The organism is Streptomyces sp. G5(2025) (assembly GCF_049542075.1).
GTDB lineage: Bacteria > Actinomycetota > Actinomycetes > Streptomycetales > Streptomycetaceae > Streptomyces.
Genome location: NZ_JBMUZT010000002.1, coordinates 1962399 through 1982882 on the forward strand (window position 1 = coordinate 1962399; position 20484 = coordinate 1982882).

The 20484-nt window shown below is 66.0% G+C and carries 12 protein-coding genes, 1 tRNA gene and 3 rRNA genes; 4 read left to right on the forward strand and 12 right to left on the reverse strand.

Features of this window, described 5'->3' with window-relative positions:
• Positions 1-243 precede the first annotated feature (243 nt).
• Positions 244-2937 carry a SpoIIE family protein phosphatase gene (locus ACOBQB_RS08825; protein ID WP_423590155.1) on the forward strand — a complete coding sequence of 898 codons (2694 nt, stop codon included), beginning with the start codon at positions 244-246 and terminating at the stop codon, positions 2935-2937.
• Positions 2938-3039: 102 nt separating this feature from the next.
• On the opposite strand, the gene ACOBQB_RS08830 is transcribed toward ACOBQB_RS08825, so the two are convergent.
• Positions 3040-3112: transfer RNA gene (locus ACOBQB_RS08830), tRNA-Thr, on the reverse strand.
• Positions 3113-3228: 116 nt separating this feature from the next.
• Here ACOBQB_RS08830 and ACOBQB_RS08835 point away from each other — a divergent pair.
• Positions 3229-4146: an alpha/beta hydrolase family esterase gene (locus ACOBQB_RS08835; protein WP_423590156.1), complete on the forward strand. Its 918-nt coding sequence runs from the start codon at positions 3229-3231 to the stop codon at positions 4144-4146.
• Here the strand turns inward: ACOBQB_RS08835 and ACOBQB_RS08840 are convergent.
• The 7 genes from ACOBQB_RS08840 to thyX form a co-directional block, all read right to left on the reverse strand.
• Entirely contained in the window at positions 4143-4805 is a 663-nt protein-coding gene (locus ACOBQB_RS08840) for a DegT/DnrJ/EryC1/StrS family aminotransferase (protein ID WP_423590500.1), read from the reverse strand. The genes ACOBQB_RS08835 and ACOBQB_RS08840 overlap by 4 nt on opposite strands.
• Before the next feature lie 115 nt (positions 4806-4920).
• Positions 4921-5037, reverse strand: a 5S ribosomal RNA gene (gene rrf / locus ACOBQB_RS08845).
• Positions 5038-5124: 87 nt separating this feature from the next.
• Positions 5125-8244: ribosomal RNA gene (locus ACOBQB_RS08850) — 23S ribosomal RNA — on the reverse strand.
• Positions 8245-8557: 313 nt separating this feature from the next.
• Positions 8558-10084: ribosomal RNA gene (locus ACOBQB_RS08855) — 16S ribosomal RNA — on the reverse strand.
• Together the 16S, 23S and 5S rRNA genes form the textbook arrangement of a ribosomal RNA operon.
• Before the next feature lie 533 nt (positions 10085-10617).
• Positions 10618-12303 (reverse strand): ribonuclease J, encoded by a 1686-nt coding sequence (locus ACOBQB_RS08860; RefSeq protein ID WP_423590158.1) that lies wholly within the window; start codon positions 12301-12303, stop codon positions 10618-10620.
• Positions 12304-12411: 108 nt separating this feature from the next.
• Positions 12412-13311 (reverse strand): 4-hydroxy-tetrahydrodipicolinate synthase, encoded by a 900-nt coding sequence (gene dapA, locus ACOBQB_RS08865; RefSeq protein WP_423590159.1) that lies wholly within the window; start codon positions 13309-13311, stop codon positions 12412-12414.
• A gap of 189 nt (positions 13312-13500) precedes the next feature.
• The gene (gene thyX / locus ACOBQB_RS08870) at positions 13501-14241 is read right to left on the reverse strand and encodes an FAD-dependent thymidylate synthase (RefSeq protein ID WP_127911228.1); all 741 of its coding nucleotides are present in this window, start codon (positions 14239-14241) and stop codon (positions 13501-13503) included.
• A gap of 188 nt (positions 14242-14429) precedes the next feature.
• On the opposite strand from thyX, the gene ACOBQB_RS08875 reads away from it, so the two are divergent.
• Both ACOBQB_RS08875 and ACOBQB_RS08880 read left to right on the forward strand, forming a co-directional pair.
• The gene (locus ACOBQB_RS08875; protein WP_205038995.1) at positions 14430-14669 is read left to right on the forward strand and encodes a hypothetical protein; all 240 of its coding nucleotides are present in this window, start codon (positions 14430-14432) and stop codon (positions 14667-14669) included.
• Positions 14670-14778: 109 nt separating this feature from the next.
• A complete protein-coding gene (locus tag ACOBQB_RS08880; RefSeq protein WP_423590161.1) occupies positions 14779-15339 on the forward strand; it encodes a PH domain-containing protein in 561 nt (186 codons plus the stop codon).
• 54 nt (positions 15340-15393) lie between these two features.
• Here the strand turns inward: ACOBQB_RS08880 and ACOBQB_RS08885 are convergent, their stop codons facing one another.
• Genes ACOBQB_RS08885 through ACOBQB_RS08900 form a run of 4 tightly spaced genes read right to left on the reverse strand, consistent with a single transcriptional unit; the run spans position 15394 to position 20258 of the window.
• Positions 15394-15846 carry a hypothetical protein gene (locus ACOBQB_RS08885; protein ID WP_423590163.1) on the reverse strand — a complete coding sequence of 151 codons (453 nt, stop codon included), beginning with the start codon at positions 15844-15846 and terminating at the stop codon, positions 15394-15396.
• Between the two features lie 17 nt (positions 15847-15863).
• Complete coding sequence (gene dapB / locus ACOBQB_RS08890; RefSeq protein ID WP_423590165.1) at positions 15864-16616, reverse strand: 4-hydroxy-tetrahydrodipicolinate reductase; 753 nt, start codon at positions 16614-16616, stop codon at positions 15864-15866.
• 37 nt (positions 16617-16653) lie between these two features.
• Positions 16654-18033, reverse strand: a complete 1380-nt coding sequence (locus ACOBQB_RS08895; protein ID WP_423590167.1) for a M16 family metallopeptidase — start codon at positions 18031-18033, stop codon at positions 16654-16656.
• Entirely contained in the window at positions 18030-20258 is a 2229-nt protein-coding gene (locus tag ACOBQB_RS08900) for a polyribonucleotide nucleotidyltransferase (protein ID WP_423590169.1), read from the reverse strand. The genes ACOBQB_RS08895 and ACOBQB_RS08900 overlap by 4 nt, the downstream gene beginning before the upstream one ends.
• Between the last annotated feature and the right edge of the window lie 226 nt (positions 20259-20484).

Below are 20484 nucleotides of genomic sequence, written 5' to 3' on the forward strand. Positions count from 1 at the left end.
TGCTTGTCCTGATCGGACCGTCTCCATGAAGCCTGCCCAGTGTTTCACCATGGCGGAACCAGGCCATAACAGTTCGGCAGCTTCGCACATCGTCCGCACCCCTCCGGGCGGAAAGACGGGCGACCGGCATCAGCATGGACGGCGAAGGTAAGTAACCTTGCATCCGGCTGTCCAACCACCCCGGTCCTGCCCGGCCAGGGCGGTGGTACACGAACAAGCGGGCATCGGAGGGGCGGCCGCACCATGGGTTCGGGAGAACTGGGCGTCGATACAGTCGGCCCTGTCGTAACTGTCGAAACTCGTACGAGGAGTGCTGTGATCACCGCGCGTGCGGCCGCGACCTTCGACCCCGTCGGGCGTTCCGTCGCGACGGCCCGCTCCTTCGTGCGCGACACCCTCCAGGGCTGGGGATTCACGGACATCGTCGACGACGCCGTCGTCCTCACCAGCGAGCTGGTGACCAACGCCGTGGTGCACGCCGGCACGGCCGCCGACGTCCTGTGTCTGCGCAGCGCGGACGCCGTACGCATCGAGGTCTCCGACCGCTATCCGGAGCGTGAGATCCCGCTCCAGCAGTCCTCCGTGAACATGGGCAGCCCCGACCGCGAGGGCGGTCGCGGCCTCCAGCTCTGCGCCGCGCTCGCCAACCGCTGGGGCGTCGACTACACCCCCACGCACAAACTGGTCTGGTTCCAACTCGACCTTCCCCACCGCGCCGTGGGCACCCGTGCCGCGGGCCCCTCCCTCCCGGCCGACCTCCTGCCCGTCGCCGACGGCAGGGTCCGCGTCGCCGTGATCCAGATCGACCGCACGGGCGCGATCAGCGCCTGGAACGAGGACGCCGGGGACCTCTTCGGGTACGCCGCCGAGCAGGTCATCGGCAAGCCCCTGAACGACCTGGCGGCCTGGCCCCACACCCCCGGAACCAGCACCGGCATCGCCGAGGCCCTCCAGCTCTCCCGCTGGGAAGGCAGCTACGGCATCCGCGGCTCCCACGGCCGCGTCATCCCCGTCTACGCCTCCCACCTGCGCGTCCGCGACAACAGCGGCGAGCCCTCCACGGTCTGCCTCCTCGTACGCGACGACGAGCGCGCCGTGCTCCAGACCCCGCTGCGCGGCGCGACACCCGAGCAGGGCACGCTCAGCGAGCCGAACGCCACGGACCCCTTCGAGGTCTTCATCGGCTCGCCCGCCCCCGACGACCTCGACGGCCTGCTCCAGCGCACCGTGGAGCGCGCCCGCGACATGCTCGACGGCGACGCGGCCTTCCTGCTCCTGGCCACCGACGACGAGACGGAGCTGGAGGTCCGCGCCTCCACCGGCCTGCCCTCGGCCCGCCAGCGCTTCGCCCGCGTCCCCGTCGAGGCGGGCCCCGGGCGCTACGGCTCGGCCCGCATGCCGGCCGTCCACGAGGACCTCACCGTCGTCCCCGGCGCCGTCCCGCTGCTGGGCGGCACGGGCATGCGTTCCGTCGTCACGGTCCCCCTCAAGGTCGAGGGCCGCCTCACCGGCTCCCTCGGCGTCGCCGCGGAGGCCCCCGACCGCTACTCGAACGAAGAAGCCCTGCGCCTCCAGTTCGCCGCCGACCGGATCGCCCTCGCCGTGGAGTCCGCGCGCCTGGGCGAGCTGGAGCGGCTCCGCCGCGGCTCGCTCTCCTTCCTCGTCGAGGCCTCCGACCTCCTCGCGGGCACCCTGGACCGGGACCAGACCCTGGCCCTCATGGCACAGATGACGGTCCCGACGCTCGCCACCTGGTGCGCCGTCTACACCATCGCCGACCAGTCCGCCGAGCCCTACCTCTCGTACGTCCTGCACGAGGACGAGGAGCGCATCGACGGCCTCAAGGCACTCCTCTCCAAGATCGCCCCACCCGACCCGGTCCCCACCCCGGGAGCCCGCGTCTGGGCCGCCCCCTCGGAGGCCGCCCACCAGGCGGCGCTGCGCACCTCCATGCGCAGCCTGGGCCTCGGCGAACCGATGACCCTGGGCTCGGGCATCGGCACCACCTTGTCCACGGCGTCCGCGGTGGGCGGCGAAACGGTGGTCCTGCCCCTGGTGGCCCGCAACCGCGTCATCGGCATGCTCACGCTCGGTAAGCCCTCCGACGAGCACTTCCGCCAAGAGATCCTGGAATTGGCCGAAGATCTCTCCCGCCGGGCCGCCCTTGCCCTGGACAACGCCCGCCTCTACTCCGAGCGCATGGCCATCAGTCAGTCCCTCCAGCGCAGCCTGCTGCCGCCCGGCCTCCCGCAGGTCCCGGGCGTGGAGGTCGACGTCATCTACCGCGCGGCCGGCGAGGGCAACGAAGTGGGCGGCGACTTCTACGACCTCTTCCCGATCCGCGACGGCGCGTACGGTTTCGCGATCGGCGACGTCTGCGGCACCGGTCCGGAGGCCGCCGCCGTCACGGGCCTCGCCCGGCATGCCCTGCGCCTGCTCGCCCGCGAGGGCTTCGGCGGCCCCGCGGTCCTGGAGCGCCTGAACGCCGCGATCCTCGACGAGGGCGCCCGCAGCCGCTTCCTGACGCTCCTCTACGGCGAGCTGTGGCCCCAGGAGGACGGCTCGGCGGTCCTGAAGATCGTCTGCGCCGGCCACCCTCTGCCGCTGCGCCTGCGCCAGGACGGCACGGTCGAGCCGTACGCCGAACCGCAGCCGCTGCTCGGCGTCATGGACGACCTCGAACTGTACGAGCAGACGATGACGCTCGACCCGGGTGACGTCCTGCTCTGCGTGACCGATGGCGTCACCGAGCGCCGCGAGGGCACCCGCATGCTCGGCGACGACGGCCTCGCGGACGTCCTGACGACCTGTACGGGCCTGACGGCCGGCGCGGTGGCGGCCCGCATCATGCGCGCGGTGGAGCGCTTCGCGTCGGACGCCCCGTCGGACGACATGGCGATCCTCGCGATGCGCGTCCCCGGCCTCCAGAAGGACTGAGCGCCCGGGGCACTCCTGGTGCCCCGGCCTCCGAGGCGCCGAAGATCCCCTCTCAACGCAAAGAAGGCCCCCGCCCAACCGGGCGGAGGCCTTCACACATTGAGCCCCCAAGCGGAATCGAACCGCTGACCTTCTCCTTACCATGGAGACGCTCTACCGACTGAGCTATAGGGGCCTGTTGTCCTTCGCGGTTTCCCGCGCGGCAACGAAATAGATCATACCTGAAATTCGCGCCCGTCCGAACCGCCCGTTCCTCTGGACCGCGCGCCCCCGCGCTGCCACCCTGCGCGCATGCCGACCCGACGTGCGACCCACTTGCGGTCCGCCTTGTCCCTGGCGGTCGCCGCCCTGCTCCTGCCGCTCACGGCCTGCGGCTCCGACGACAACGACACCGCGGACCCACGGCCCTCGAAGAAGCCCGCGGCCGCGGAGATCCCGCGCCCCGGCGACCACAAGGTCACGCTCTCCTGGAAGGGCGAGAAACGCGTCTACACCGTCCACGCCCCACCCGGTTACACGCGCTCAGAGAAGCTCCCCCTCATCATCGCCATGCACCCCTATCCGGCCGACGGAAAGGACATGGCGGCGATCAGCGGCCTGAACACCAAAGCCGACAAGGAGAACTTCCTCGTCGCCTACCCCGACGGTCTCAACCGTGGCTTCAACGCCTTGATCTGCTGCGGCACCGAGGACGACGTCGGCTTCATCCGCACGCTCACGACAAGGCTCACCAAAACCTGGTACGCCGATCCGTCCCGCGTCTACGCCACGGGCATTTCCAACGGCGGCGACATGGCGTACAAACTGGCCGTGGAGCTCCCCGACACCTTCGCGGCCATCGCCCCTGTCAGCGGCGGCTATCTCGGCACGGACGCGGAGAAGGCCTCGTACATGCCGAAGACCCCGGTCTCGGTGATCACTTTCATCGGCGGCCTCGACGAGCACTACGGCGGAATGGACACGGGCATCAACTCCTGGCAGAAACGCCTGTCATGCGATCCCGGCGAACCTCAAAAGCTCAAGAACAAAATCAAGAGGACGACCGCCAAGTGCAGCGACGGCTCGGACGTCATCGTCTATCGACTGCCCGGGATGGGCCACTCCTGGCCGGGCGGCACGGACGGCAACATGTCCGACCCGCAGGCCGGTGTCGACGCCACGGACCTGATGTGGAAGTTCTTCAAGTCCCACACCAAGAAGGTGTCTTAGAAAGCGGGTTGGAGCAGCCCTCCGAGGGCATTGCAGGCGGAGACGACCCGCTGCAAATCGCGCCGCGACATCGACGCGTCGACAGGCAGCGCCAGCGTCTCGTCCGCGGCCCGCTCGGTCTCGGGCAGACATACGTCCCTGCGGAACTGCGGCAGCCGGTGCACCGGAGTCTTCACGGGCACCCAGCAGGTGACGCCCTTGGCCCGCACAGCGCGTGCGAACGCGTCGCGGTCCGGCCGCCCGTTCCCGGGCACGCGCACCACGTACCGCTGGTAGCTGTGCCCGTCACCGCCGTCCGGCGTCACGACTCCGCTGAGCCGCCCACTGAGGTACGCGGCATGCGCCCGTCGGCGCTCCATGCCTTCGTACGAGGCATCCGACTCGCCCTGCTCCAGCACGAGGAACCCTTTGCGGCTCCCCAGGTCGCGTAGGCGCCGCACGTCGGCCTGGCTTCCGAAGCGGTGTACGACGATGACGGCGGCCGTACGTGGGGTCGCCACGGCGGCTACGGCGTCCGGGTCGAGGCAGTACGTCGCCGGCTCTATGTCGGCGAAGACCGGCAGCGCTCCTGCCTGGACCACGGCTTCGGCGACCTCGGCGTTCCCGTAGGCGGGCACGATGACCTCGTCGCCGGTGCCGACACCGGCGGCGCGCAACATTCCAACTGTCCCCATGTCTGCGGATGTTGGCTGCACAACGTGAACGGCAAGTGACGCAAAACAAAAAAGAGCTGGTCCCTGAACCGAAGTTCAGGGACCAGCTCTATCAAGATGAGTTCGGCGGCGTCCTACTCTCCCACAGGGTCCCCCCTGCAGTACCATCGGCGCTGTGAGGCTTAGCTTCCGGGTTCGGAATGTAACCGGGCGTTTCCCTCACGCTATGACCACCGAAACACTATGAAACTGACAACCGCACCATGCGTGACCACACATGGGGTTGTTCGTGGTTTCAGAACCAACACAGTGGACGCGAGCAACTGAGGACAAGCCCTCGGCCTATTAGTACCAGTCACCTCCACCCGTTACCGGGCTTCCAGATCTGGCCTATCAACCCAGTCGTCTACTGGGAGCCTTAACCCCTCAAAGGGGGTGGGAATACTCATCTCGAAGCAGGCTTCCCGCTTAGATGCTTTCAGCGGTTATCCTTTCCGAACGTAGCCAACCAGCCATGCCCTTGGCAGGACAACTGGCACACCAGAGGTTCGTCCGTCCCGGTCCTCTCGTACTAGGGACAGCCCTTCTCAATATTCCTACGCGCACAGAGGATAGGGACCGAACTGTCTCACGACGTTCTAAACCCAGCTCGCGTACCGCTTTAATGGGCGAACAGCCCAACCCTTGGGACCGACTCCAGCCCCAGGATGCGACGAGCCGACATCGAGGTGCCAAACCATCCCGTCGATATGGACTCTTGGGGAAGATCAGCCTGTTATCCCCGGGGTACCTTTTATCCGTTGAGCGACGGCGCTTCCACAAGCCACCGCCGGATCACTAGTCCCGACTTTCGTCCCTGCTCGACCCGTCGGTCTCACAGTCAAGCTCCCTTGTGCACTTACACTCAACACCTGATTACCAACCAGGCTGAGGGAACCTTTGGGCGCCTCCGTTACTCTTTGGGAGGCAACCGCCCCAGTTAAACTACCCATCAGACACTGTCCCTGATCCGGATCACGGACCGAGGTTAGACATCCAGCACGACCAGAGTGGTATTTCAACGGCGACTCCACACACACTGGCGTGCATGCTTCACAGTCTCCCACCTATCCTACACAAGCCGAACCGAACACCAATATCAAACTGTAGTAAAGGTCCCGGGGTCTTTCCGTCCTTCTGCGCGAAACGAGCATCTTTACTCGTAGTGCAATTTCACCGGGCCTATGGTTGAGACAGTCGAGAAGTCGTTACGCCATTCGTGCAGGTCGGAACTTACCCGACAAGGAATTTCGCTACCTTAGGATGGTTATAGTTACCACCGCCGTTTACTGGCGCTTAAGTTCTCAGCTTCGCACACCCGAAAGTGCACTAACCGGTCCCCTTAACGTTCCAGCACCGGGCAGGCGTCAGTCCGTATACATCGCCTTACGGCTTCGCACGGACCTGTGTTTTTAGTAAACAGTCGCTTCTCGCTGGTCTCTGCGGCCACCCCCAGCTCAGAGTGCAAGACTCATCACCGGTGATGGCCCCCCTTCTCCCGAAGTTACGGGGGCATTTTGCCGAGTTCCTTAACCATAGTTCACCCGAACGCCTCGGTATTCTCTACCTGACCACCTGAGTCGGTTTAGGGTACGGGCCGCCATGAAACTCGCTAGAGGCTTTTCTCGACAGCATAGGATCATCCACTTCACCACAATCGGCTCGGCATCAGGTCTCAGCCTTATGTGCGACGGATTTACCTACCGCACGGCCTACACCCTTACCCCGGGACAACCACCGCCCGGGCTGGACTACCTTCCTGCGTCACCCCATCACTCACCTACTACAAGTCTGGTCCGTCGGCTCCACCACTTTCCATTCCCCGAAGGGTCCGGAACGGCTTCACGGACTTAGCATCGCCTGATTCAATGTTTGACGCTTCACAGCGGGTACCGGAATATCAACCGGTTATCCATCGACTACGCCTGTCGGCCTCGCCTTAGGTCCCGACTTACCCTGGGCAGATCAGCTTGACCCAGGAACCCTTAGTCAATCGGCGCACACGTTTCTCACGTATGTATCGCTACTCATGCCTGCATTCTCACTCGTGAACCGTCCACCACTGCCTTCCGGCGCAGCTTCACCCGGCACACGACGCTCCCCTACCCATCCCAGCGGGCGTTGGCCCTCATGCTGAAATGACACGACTTCGGCGGTACGCTTGAGCCCCGCTACATTGTCGGCGCGGAATCACTAGACCAGTGAGCTATTACGCACTCTTTCAAGGGTGGCTGCTTCTAAGCCAACCTCCTGGTTGTCTGTGCGACTCCACATCCTTTCCCACTTAGCGTACGCTTAGGGGCCTTAGTCGATGCTCTGGGCTGTTTCCCTCTCGACCATGGAGCTTATCCCCCACAGTCTCACTGCCGCGCTCTCACTTACCGGCATTCGGAGTTTGGCTAAGGTCAGTAACCCGGTAGGGCCCATCGCCTATCCAGTGCTCTACCTCCGGCAAGAAACACACGACGCTGCACCTAAATGCATTTCGGGGAGAACCAGCTATCACGGAGTTTGATTGGCCTTTCACCCCTAACCACAGGTCATCCCCCAGGTTTTCAACCCTGGTGGGTTCGGTCCTCCACGACCTCTTACAGCCGCTTCAACCTGCCCATGGCTAGATCACTCCGCTTCGGGTCTTGAGCGCGCTACTGAATCGCCCTATTCGGACTCGCTTTCGCTACGGCTTCCCCACACGGGTTAACCTCGCAACACACCGCAAACTCGCAGGCTCATTCTTCAAAAGGCACGCAGTCACGAGGATGGAGCAAGCTCCATCCCGACGCTCCCACGGCTTGTAGGCACACGGTTTCAGGTACTATTTCACTCCGCTCCCGCGGTACTTTTCACCATTCCCTCACGGTACTATCCGCTATCGGTCACCAGGGAATATTTAGGCTTAACGGGTGGTCCCGCCAGATTCACACGGGATTTCTCGGGCCCCGTGCTACTTGGGTGTCTCTCAAACGAGCCGCTGATGTTTCGACTACGGGGGTCTTACCCTCTACGCCGGACCTTTCGCATGTCCTTCGCCTACATCAACGGTTTCTGACTCGTCTCACAGCCGGCAGACTGTGAAAGAGAGATCCCACAACCCCCACGACGCAACCCCTGCCGGGTCTCACACGTCGTAGGTTTGGCCTCATCCGGTTTCGCTCGCCACTACTCCCGGAATCACGGTTGTTTTCTCTTCCTGCGGGTACTGAGATGTTTCACTTCCCCGCGTTCCCTCCACACTGCCTATGTGTTCAGCAGCGGGTGACAGCCCATGACGACTGCCGGGTTTCCCCATTCGGAAACCCCCGGATCAAAGCCTGGTTGACGACTCCCCGGGACTATCGTGGCCTCCCACGTCCTTCATCGGTTCCTGGTGCCAAGGCATCCACCGTGCGCCCTTAAAAACTTGGCCACAGATGCTCGCGTCCACTGTGCAGTTCTCAAACAACGACCAACCACCCATCACAGCCCGCCGAAGCGAACCTACACTGGGGTCGGCATTGAGGTCGGGAACAAGCCCGTACCCTCAGATACCCAACAGCGTGCCCGACCAGTCCCCGTCCGAAGATCATGCTTTCCACGCCCTTACGAGCAGTACTTGCAGCCTCCGACCCGAGAAACAGGCCGAGTAGTCAACGTTCCACCCATGAGCAACCAGCATCAGACATTCGCCGATGTACTGGCCTCTGAACCAAGCCGAAGCTTGGCTTAGAAGTGCTCCTTAGAAAGGAGGTGATCCAGCCGCACCTTCCGGTACGGCTACCTTGTTACGACTTCGTCCCAATCGCCAGTCCCACCTTCGACAGCTCCCTCCCACAAGGGGTTGGGCCACCGGCTTCGGGTGTTACCGACTTTCGTGACGTGACGGGCGGTGTGTACAAGGCCCGGGAACGTATTCACCGCAGCAATGCTGATCTGCGATTACTAGCAACTCCGACTTCATGGGGTCGAGTTGCAGACCCCAATCCGAACTGAGACAGGCTTTTTGAGATTCGCTCCACCTCACGGTATCGCAGCTCATTGTACCTGCCATTGTAGCACGTGTGCAGCCCAAGACATAAGGGGCATGATGACTTGACGTCGTCCCCACCTTCCTCCGAGTTGACCCCGGCGGTCTTCTGTGAGTCCCCATCACCCCGAAGGGCATGCTGGCAACACAGAACAAGGGTTGCGCTCGTTGCGGGACTTAACCCAACATCTCACGACACGAGCTGACGACAGCCATGCACCACCTGTACACCGACCACAAGGGGGGCACCATCTCTGATGCTTTCCGGTGTATGTCAAGCCTTGGTAAGGTTCTTCGCGTTGCGTCGAATTAAGCCACATGCTCCGCTGCTTGTGCGGGCCCCCGTCAATTCCTTTGAGTTTTAGCCTTGCGGCCGTACTCCCCAGGCGGGGAACTTAATGCGTTAGCTGCGGCACCGACGACGTGGAATGTCGCCAACACCTAGTTCCCACCGTTTACGGCGTGGACTACCAGGGTATCTAATCCTGTTCGCTCCCCACGCTTTCGCTCCTCAGCGTCAGTAATGGCCCAGAGATCCGCCTTCGCCACCGGTGTTCCTCCTGATATCTGCGCATTTCACCGCTACACCAGGAATTCCGATCTCCCCTACCACACTCTAGCTAGCCCGTATCGAATGCAGACCCGGGGTTAAGCCCCGGGCTTTCACACCCGACGTGACAAGCCGCCTACGAGCTCTTTACGCCCAATAATTCCGGACAACGCTTGCGCCCTACGTATTACCGCGGCTGCTGGCACGTAGTTCAGCCGGCGCTTCTTCTGCAGGTACCGTCACTTTCGCTTCTTCCCTGCTGAAAGAGGTTTACAACCCGAAGGCCGTCATCCCTCACGCGGCGTCGCTGCATCAGGCTTTCGCCCATTGTGCAATATTCCCCACTGCTGCCTCCCGTAGGAGTCTGGGCCGTGTCTCAGTCCCAGTGTGGCCGGTCGCCCTCTCAGGCCGGCTACCCGTCGTCGCCTTGGTGAGCCATTACCTCACCAACAAGCTGATAGGCCGCGGGCTCATCCTTCACCGCCGGAGCTTTTAACCTCCACTCAGGAGAGTAGAGGTGTTATCCGGTATTAGACCCCGTTTCCAGGGCTTGTCCCAGAGTGAAGGGCAGATTGCCCACGTGTTACTCACCCGTTCGCCACTAATCCCCACCGAAGTGGTTCATCGTTCGACTTGCATGTGTTAAGCACGCCGCCAGCGTTCGTCCTGAGCCAGGATCAAACTCTCCGTGAATGTTTTCCCGTAATCGGGATGAACACCACGAGAGCGGAACGGTCGGGAGGAATAATCCCGTCCGTTCACAGCGTCCTCGCTGTGTGCCTTCCGTGGAAGGACTTTTTCAAAGGAACCTCAACTCACCGAAGTGAGCCGGGGTATCAACATATCTGGCGTTGACTTTTGGCACGCTGTTGAGTTCTCAAGGAACGGACGCTTCCTTCGTACTCACCCTCTCGGGCTTTCCTCCGGGCGCTTCCCTTCGGTGTTTCTTTTGTTCTTGCGTTTCCGACTCTATCAGACTCTTTCGTGTCCGATTTCCTCGGTGCCTTTCCGGTTCCCGCTCCGGCCTTTCGGCCTTCGCGTTTCCCTTTCCGGCGGCTCCGACTTTATCAGAGATTCTGAGTCGGAATTCCCGCCCCGTTCGGGTTGGGCCCCTCGCACGTGAGTGCGCAGTGCTTCCCGGTTGGGCGGAGCCGTAAACCTAACGGAGCGGGGCGCCCCGATGCAAATCGAGGCGCCCCGCTCCGTTGGCCACGCTGTCAGGAGGGTCAGACCTCCACGACGACCGGCAGGATCATCGGGCGTCGGCGGTAGTTGTCCGAGACCCACTTGCCCAGCGTGCGGCGGATGAGTTGCTGCAGCTGGTGGGGCTCGACGACGCCGTCCTGGGCCGATCTCTCCAGGACTTCCTGGATCTTCGGGATGACGGTGATGAAGACCCCGTCGTCGATACCCGAGCCACGGGCCTGGATGTGCGGACCGCCGGTGATCTTGCCGGTGCTGGAGTCCACCACCACGAAGACCGAGATGATGCCCTCGTCCCCGAGGATCTTGCGGTCCTTCAGCGCGGGCTCGCCGACATCGCCGACGGAGAGGCCGTCCACGTACACGTATCCGGCCTGGACCTTGCCGACGATCTTGGCCTTGCCCTCGACGAGGTCGACGACGACGCCGTCCTCGGCGATCACGATGCGGTCATGCGGGACACCGGTGAGGGCACCCAGCTCGGCGTTGGCGCGCAGGTGGCGCCATTCTCCGTGGACCGGCATCAGATTCTTGGGCTTGCAGATGTTGTAGAAGTACAGCAGTTCGCCGGCCGAGGCGTGGCCGGAGACGTGCACCTTCGCGTTGCCCTTGTGGACGACGTTGGCGCCCCAGCGGGTCAGCCCGTTGATCACGCGGTAGACCGCGTTCTCGTTGCCGGGGATCAGGGACGACGCCAGGATCACCGTGTCGCCCTGGACGATGCGGATCTGGTGGTCGCGGTTGGCCATGCGGGAGAGCGCGGCCATCGGCTCGCCCTGGGAGCCCGTGCAGACCAGGACCACCTCGCTGTCCGGCAGGTCGTCGAGCGTCTTGACGTCGACGACGAGGCCCGGCGGGACCCGCAGATAGCCGAGGTCGCGGGCGATGCCCATGTTGCGGACCATCGAGCGGCCGACGAAGGCCACTCTTCGGCCGTACTCGTGGGCGGCGTCCAGGATCTGCTGGATGCGGTGCACGTGGCTGGCGAAGCTGGCCACGATGATGCGCTTCTGCGCGCCGGCGAAGACGCCGCGGATCACGCCCGAGATATCGCGCTCGGGCGGGACGAAGCCCGGCACCTCGGCGTTCGTCGAGTCGGAGAGAAGGAGGTCGATGCCTTCCTCGCTCAGCCGTGCGAACGCGTGCAGGTCGGTCAGGCGGCCGTCCATCGGCAGCTGGTCCATCTTGAAGTCGCCGGTGGCGACGACCAGGCCCGCGGGGGTGCGGATGGCGACGGCCAGGGCGTCCGGGATGGAGTGGTTGACCGCGATGAACTCGCAGTCGAACGGGCCCAGGTGCTCGCGGTCTCCCTCGACGACCTCAAGCGTGTACGGACGGATCCGGTGCTCCTGGAGCTTCGCCTCGATCAGCGCGAGGGTCAGCTTGGAGCCGATCAGCGGGATGTCCGGCTTCTCGCGCAGGAGGAAGGGGACGCCGCCGATGTGGTCCTCGTGGCCGTGCGTGAGGACGATGCCCTCGATGTCGTCGAGGCGGTCCCTGATGGACGAGAAGTCCGGCAGGATCAGGTCGATTCCGGGCTGCTCCTCCTCGGGGAAGAGCACTCCGCAGTCGACGATCAGCAGGCGACCGTTGTACTCGAAGACGGTCATGTTGCGGCCGATCTCGCCGAGGCCGCCGAGCGGGGTGACCCGCAGGCCGTCCTTCGGAAGCTTCGGCGGGGCGCCCAGTTCAGGATGCGGATGACTCAAAAGACTCTCCTCACCATGCGCGCCACGTACCTCCGGGGCACGTGGCGCGTATGACGTTCGTGCAGTAGCAGTTGTTGTTCGGGACGTATTCAATTGTGAAGTCTGTGGTTACAGCTGTACCCCGCCGGCGGCAAGGTCGATCTTGAGCTGTGCCGTCTCCGCGGGCGTCAGCTCCACCATCGGCAGGCGGAGCGGGCCCGCGGGGCGGCCCTGGAGGGCGAGCGCCGCCTTCGTCGTGATCACGCCCTGCGTACGGAACATGCCCGTGAAAACGGGGAGCAGCTTCTGGTGGATCTCCGTGGCCTTCTGGACGTCGCCCGTGAGGTGCGCTTCGAGCATCGCGCGCAGCTCGGGGGTGACGACGTGGCCGACGACGGAGACGAAGCCGCACGCGCCGACCGACAGGAGCGGGAGGTTCAGCATGTCATCGCCTGAGTACCAGGCGAGGCCCGAGCGGGCGATGGCCCAGCTGGCCCGGCCGAGGTCCCCCTTGGCGTCCTTGTTGGCGACGATGCGGGGGTGCTCGGCGAGGCGGACGATCGTCTCGGTGTTGATCGGTACGCCGCTGCGGCCCGGGATGTCGTACAGCATGACCGGCAGGCCGGTGCTGTCGGCGATCGCCGTGAAGTGCCGCAGCAGGCCCTCTTGCGGGGGCTTGTTGTAGTACGGCGTGACGGTCAGGAGGCCGTGGGCGCCGGCCTGCTCGGCGGCGCGGGCGAGCTCGATGCTGTGGCGGGTGTCGTTGGTGCCGACGCCCGCGACGACGTGGGCGCGGTCTCCGACGGCGTCCAGTACGGCTCGTACAAGATCGTTTTTCTCCGCGTCACTGACGGTCGGGGACTCACCGGTGGTGCCGTTGATGACGAGGCCGTCATTGCCTGCGTCCACCAGGTGGGCGGCGAGCTGCTGCGCGCCGTCGAGGTCGAGTGCGCCGTCCGCCGTGAAGGGCGTGACCATGGCGGTGAGGACCCTCCCGAAGGGGGTCTGCGGAGTGGAGGTCGGAGCCATGGGTAACACGCTACTCGCTGCTCAGCGCGGGGTCCCCCCTCGGGGGACGTGAGCGGACCCGTCAAGTGAGGACCCGGCACTGCCTGCTCGGGGGTTCAAGCAGTGCCGGGTCCGTTTGATCAGGCTAGATGAACTTCACGAAGTGTCGCAATACGGACACTTCGCTCCGCGCACCCGTACATCAGTGCCTTACGGCGCCACGCGTCCGTTCTTGTTGAAGGCCGCATGGGTGAGCGGCATCAGCTCTGCCCAGTGCTGCTCCATCTTCTCGCCGACCATCTCGATCTCGCGCTGCGGGAAGGAGGGGACCTTGGCGAGCTCGTGCTGCGTGCGGAGGCCAAGGAAGTGCATCAGCGAACGGGCGTTGCACGTCGCGTACATCGAGGAGTAGAGGCCGACGGGGAGCACCGCGCGGGCGACCTCGCGGGCCACGCCGGCGGCGAGCATCTCCTGGTACGCCTCGTACGCCTGGCGGTAGGAGTCCTCCATGACGCGGCCCGTCAGCTCCTGCTGGGCCTGGGTGCCCTCGACGAAGACGTACTTGCCGGGGCGGCCCTCCTGGACCAGCTTGCGGGACTCGTCGGGGACGTAGAAGACGGGCTCCAGCTCCCTGTAGCGCCCCGATTCCTCGTTGTACGACCAGCCGACGCGGTGCCGCATGAACTCGCGGAAGACGAAGATGGGGGCGCTGATGAAGAACGTCATCGAGTTGTGCTCGAAGGGGCTGCCGTGGCGGTCCCGCATCAGGTAGTTGATGAGTCCCTTGGAGCGCTCCGGGTCCTTCTGGAGCTCGTCCAGGGACTGCTCGCCCGCCGTGGAGACACGGGCGGCCCACAGGACGTCGGAGTCGGTGGCGGCGTGCTTCACGAGCTCGACGGTGACCTCGCTGCGGAAGCTGGGCTTGAGGTCTTCGGTGGGGGTCTCGCTCACAGGCGGGTCCTTCCATGTGCATCACTTGGGCGGCGCCCACTCTATGGCCCGGCACCGACAATCCGCCGTTCGGTGACCCGCCACGACATTCTTCGACTAATTTGCCGAAACAGGGCACCTTTTGGGCGATTCGATCGTCTATCGAGTCAAGAGAGAACGTTCGAGACCCGTGAGGAGAAGCGCGCCCCATGTTCCGTCGGCGAGAGCCCGTCCCGTTCGCCTTCATCGCCGAAGCCGACAAGTTCCGCAGCAACGTCACTCCCCCACCCCGTGAGCGCGCGTCGGCCGGTCAGATCGCGGGCCGTGCGCTCATAGGCCTGACCGTCGTGGCCGGTCTCGTGGGATCCCTGCTTTTCGGGATGCCCGCCATGTCCGCCGATCAGTCACCCGCTCGGACGCAGCAGTCCGAAGCCTCGGACGGCCGCTGACCTGGCCGGTCCGGAGCACTCGTCCGGACCCCCGAGGGTGGTGGCAGGGGGCACGGCTCGGTAGCCTCACCGGGCACAGCCCATGCGTGGATCGAGTGAGGACCAGCCCGTGCCCCTGCCTTTCCTGACCGCGGACCGCGCTGTCGACGACGCGGCGCTCGACGCGCCGCTGCCCTTCGACGACCGCGATCAATGGCGGCGCCCCTACCGCCCCGGTCCCTGGCGGGTGGGCGTCGCCGCGCTGGTGCTGCTGCTCGCCTCCTACGTCCTCTTCGCGTCCGTGATCATCGCGTTCGCGGACTCGCTCGCGGGCGCCGCGCTCTGCGCGGGTCTCGCGGTGCTCTTCATCGCGGGCGCCCTGCGGCTGCTGCGCGTAGGCACCTGGGTGAGCGCGCGCGGCGTGCGCAGGGTCCGCTTCCTGGGGACGCGGACGGTGCCGTGGGCGCAGGTCGAGGCCGTGCGGACCGCTCAGCAGCCGGTGCGGTGGCTCGGGCTGCCCCGCACAGTGCAGGGGCAGGCCCTCATCCTCGTACGCCGTGATGCGGCGGGCGACGGACAGCAATTGTTGCTGACCGATCGGAACGCCGACTTCCTGGCGCGGCACGAGGCGTTCAACCGGGCCGCCGACTCCATCGAGGCATGGGCCGACGAATACCGCGCTACGGCCTGACCCCGGGGCTCCGGGCGCTCCGCGCACCAGACGCACCAGACGTGCACCGGCTTGCTAGATGTTCACCGGCTTGCCCGCGTGCAGGGCGATCGCTCGCTGCATGGCCTTTCGCGCGCGCGGGGTGTCCCGGGCGTCGTGGTAGGCGACGGCCAGGCGGAACCAGCAGCGCCAGTCGTCCGGCGCGTCCTCGGTCTCGGCCTTGCGGCGGGCGAACACCTCGTCGGCCGAGTCGCGGTCGATGCGGCCCGTGGGGGTGCGCCTCAACTCGTCGACGGGCAGGCCGCCTTCGGCCTCCAGTTCGGCGGCGAGGCGGTTGGCCCGCTGGACGAACTGGGTGTTCTTCCAGAGGAACCAGACGCCGATGAACGGCAGGATCAGCACCGCGACACCGAAGGTGACGGTCAACGCGGTGCCGTGCTGTATCAGGAGCACGCCGCGGCTGCCGACCAGGACGAAGTAGACGACCAGGACGGCAGCCGTGACGGCGTAGGTGATCTTCGCTCGCATGGGGTTCGCTTCCCGGGTCAGCCGAGGTCCAGGAAGTGTTCCAGGCCGAAGGTCAGGCCGGGAGTGCTCACCACACGGCGCACGCCGAGCAGGATGCCTGGCATGAAGCTGCTGTGGTGCAGCGAGTCGTGCCGGACGGTCAGGGTCTCGCCCTCGCCGCCGAGCAGGACCTCCTGGTGGGCCAGGAGGCCGCGCAGGCGCACGGAGTGGACCCGTACGCCGTCGACGTCCGCGCCGCGGGCGCCGTCCAGGGCCGTCGTCGTGGCGTCGGGCTGCGGGGCGCTGCCCGCCTGCCGGCGCGCCTCGGCGATGAGCTGAGCGGTGCGCGCGGCGGTGCCGCTGGGGGCGTCGGCCTTGTTCGGGTGGTGCAGCTCGACGACCTCGACGGACTCGAAGTAGGGCGCCGCGATCTGCGCGAACTTCATCGTCAGAACCGCGCCGATGGAGAAGTTCGGGGCGATGAGCACGCCCGTCTCCGGGGACGCCGCCAGCGAGGTGCGCAGCCGCGCGAGGCGCTCGTCGGTCCAGCCCGTCGTGCCGACCACGGCGTGGATGCCGTGGCCTACGCAGAAGTCGAGGTTGTCCATCACCGAGTCGGGGTGGGTCAGCTCGACCGCGACCTGGGCGCCGGTGTCCACCAGCGTCTGAAGCTCGTCGCCCCGGCCGAGCGCGGCGACCAGTTCCATGTCGTCGGCGGCCTCGACGGCCTTCACGGCCTCGGAGCCGATGCGGCCCTTGGCGCCGATGACCGCCACGCGCAGCTTGCTCATGTCCTTCATTCCTTAAGGGAGTTGGGCCCTGTGGTGACTAGGCGACCGCGTCGTGGAGGCGGGCCGCCTGCTTGTCCTTGAGCGGCCCGATGGCCGACAGGGACGGGCGGTGGCCGAGCACGTCGCGGGCCACGTCACGCACCTCGTCGGGGGTGACCGCGGAGATCTTGGCCAGCATCTCGTCGACCGACATGTGCTCGCCCCAGCAGAGCTCGCTCTTGCCGATGCGGTTCATCAGGGCGCCGGTGTCCTCCAGGCCGAGGACGGTGGAGCCCGCGAGCTGGCCGATGGCGCGCCCGATCTCGTCGTCCGACAGGCCGTTCTGCGCGACCTGGTCCAGTTCGTCGCGGCAGATCTTCAGGACGTCGTGCACCTGGCTGGGGCGGCAGCCCGCGTACACACCGAAGAGGCCGGTGTCGGCGAAGCCCGAGGTGTACGAGTACACGCTGTAGGCGAGGCCCCGCTTCTCCCGCACCTCCTGGAAGAGGCGCGAGGACATGCCGCCGCCGAGCGCGGTGTTCAGGACGCCGAGGGCCCAGCGGCGCTCGTCGGTGCGGGCGAGACCCGGCATGCCGAGGATGACGTGGGCCTGCTCGGTCTTGCGGTTGACGACCTCGACGCGGCCCGCGGTGCGCAGCGCGCGAGAACCCTGGCGCGGCGGCATCGGGGTGGCGTCGGTGCGGGTGAGGGCGCCGGCCTTCTCGAAGGCGGCGCGGACCTGGCGTACGACCTTGTTGTGGTCGACGTTGCCCGCGGCGGCGACGACCAGGTGCGTCGGGTCGTAGTGCTTCTTGTAGAAGCGGCGGATGCGGTCGGCGTCGAGGGCGTTGATCGTCTCCTCGGTGCCGAGGACCGGGCGGCCGAGGGGGGTGTCGCCGAGCATCGTGTGCGCGAACAGGTCGTGCACGCAGTCGCCCGGGTCGTCCTCGGTCATCGCGATCTCTTCGAGGATGACGCCGCGCTCGGCGTCGACGTCCTCCTGGAGGATCAGCGAGCCCGTCAGCATGTCGCAGACGACGTCGATGGCGAGCGGCAGGTCCGTGTCGAGCACGCGTGCGTAGTAGCAGGTGTACTCCTTCGCCGTGAAGGCGTTCATCTCGCCGCCGACCGCGTCGATCGCGGAGGAGATGTCGAGGGCACTGCGCTTCTTGGTGCCCTTGAAGAGGAGGTGCTCCAGGTAGTGCGTGGCGCCGTTCAGCGACGGGGTCTCGTCGCGCGAGCCGACGCTCGCCCAGATCCCGAAGGTCGCCGAGCGGACGGTGGGCAGGGTCTCCGTGACGACGCGCAGGCCGCCGGGGAGGGTTGTCCTGCGGACGGTCCCGCTGCCGTGCTCGCCCTTGATGAGGGTTTGGGTACGGGCGACGGCCCGCGCCTCCGAGGAGGTGCGGGCCGTCGTCGTGGTGCTACGCGACGTCACTTGTCGGTGTCGTCCTTCTGGTCGGCGGCCTGCTCGTCGCCCTCTTCGCCGTCGATGACGGGGATGAGGGAGAGCTTGCCGCGGGAGTCGATCTCGGCGATCTCGACCTGGACCTTGTGGCCCACGCCGACGACGTCCTCGACGTTCTCCACGCGCTTGCCGCCGGCGAGCTTGCGGATCTGCGAGATGTGCAGCAGACCGTCCTTGCCCGGCATGAGGGAGACGAACGCGCCGAAGGTCGTCGTCTTCACGACGGTGCCCAGGTAGCGCTCGCCGACCTCCGGCATGGTCGGGTTGGCGATGCCGTTGATCGTGGCGCGGGCGGCCTCGGCCTGCGAGCCCTGAGCGGCACCGATGTAGATGGTGCCGTCGTCCTCGATCGTGATGTCGGCGCCGGTGTCCTCCTGGATCTGGTTGATCATCTTGCCCTTGGGGCCGATGACCTCACCGATCTTGTCCACGGGGATCTTGACGGTGATGATCCGCGGGGCGTTCGGGGACATCTCGTCCGGGACGTCGATGGCCTCGTTCATCACGTCGAGGATGTGCAGACGCGCGTCACGGGCCTGCTTCAGCGCGGCGGCCAGGACCGAGGCGGGGATGCCGTCGAGCTTGGTGTCGAGCTGGAGCGCGGTCACGAACTGCTTCGTGCCGGCGACCTTGAAGTCCATGTCACCGAAGGCGTCCTCCGCACCGAGGATGTCGGTGAGGGTGACGTAGTGCGTCTCGCCGTCGATCTCCTGGGAGATCAGGCCCATGGCGATACCGGCGACGGCGGCCTTCAGCGGCACACCGGCGTTCAGCAGCGACATGGTGGAGGCGCAGACGGAGCCCATGGACGTCGAGCCGTTGGAGCCGAGGGCCTCGGACACCTGGCGGATCGCGTAGGGGAACTCCTCGCGCGTCGGCAGCACCGGCACGATCGCGCGCTCGGCGAGCGCGCCGTGGCCGATCTCGCGGCGCTTGGGGGAGCCGACGCGGCCGGTCTCGCCGGTGGAGTACGGCGGGAAGTTGTAGTTGTGCATGTAGCGCTTGCGCGTCACCGGGGACAGCGTGTCGAGCTGCTGCTCCATACGGAGCATGTTCAGCGTGGTGACACCCAGGATCTGGGTCTCGCCGCGCTCGAACAGCGCCGAGCCGTGCACGCGCGGGATGGCCTCGACCTCGGCGGCGAGGGTGCGGATGTCGGTGACACCGCGACCGTCGATCCGCTTCTTCTCCTTGATGACGCGCTCACGGACCAGGGACTTGGTCAGCGAGCGGTACGCGGCGGAGATCTCCTTCTCGCGGCCCTCGAACTGCGGGAGCAGCTTCTCGCCGGCCAGCGCCTTGACGCGGTCCAGCTCGGCCTCGCGCTCCTGCTTGCCGGCGATGGTGAGCGCCTGGGCGAGCTCGGTCTTGACCGCGGCGGTCAGGGCCTCCAGGACGTCGTCCTCGTAGTCGAGGAAGATCGGGAACTCGCCGACGGGCTTGGCGGCCTTGGCGGCGAGGTCCGACTGGGCCTTGCACAGGAGCTTGATGAAGGGCTTCGAGGCCTCCAGACCGGCGGCCACGACCTCCTCGGTCGGCGCCTCGGCGCCGCCCTTGACGAGCTCGATGGTCTTCTCGGTGGCCTCGGCCTCGACCATCATGATCGCGACGTCGCCGTCCTCCAGGACGCGACCGGCGACGACCATGTCGAAGACGGCGTCCTCAAGCTCGGTGTGCGTCGGGAAGGCGACCCACTGGCCCTTGATGAGCGCCACGCGCGTGGCGCCGATCGGGCCCGAGAAGGGCAGGCCGGCCAGCTGCGTGGAGCAGGAGGCGGCGTTGATCGCGACCACGTCGTACAGGTGGTCGGGGTTGAGAGCCATGATCGTCTCGACGACCTGGATCTCGTTGCGCAGGCCCTTCTTGAAGGAAGGACGCAGCGGGCGGTCGATCAGGCGGCACGTGAGGATCGCGTCCTCGGACGGGCGGCCCTCGCGGCGGAAGAAGGAGCCGGGGATCTTGCCGGCCGAGTACATGCGCTCCTCGACGTCCACCGTGAGGGGGAAGAAGTCGAGCTGGTCCTTGGGCTTCTTGGACGCGGTGGTGGCCGAGAGGACCATCGTGTCGTCGTCCAGGTAGGCCACGGCGGAGCCGGCGGCCTGACGGGCGAGGCGGCCCGTCTCGAAGCGGATGGTGCGGGTGCCGAACGTGCCGTTGTCGATGACGGCCTCGGCGTAGTGGGTCTCGTTCTCCACTGTTCTCCTACGTGTCTACGTTTCGTCTTCTCGCCCCTTGGCCCGTGTGGCCCTGGGGCGGTGTCCCGTATGTCCTTCGTGGACCGGGACTGTGCGGAGAAGCGCGCCGTGTGTGCGGGCCGGTCTTCGATCGAAGCACCCGGGGATGTCTCCCGGGGGCCACTACCGAGGACCGGCGGCGGCGGAGGTGCGCCTCTCCCTCGTGGGTCGTGCTGTTACTCGTGGT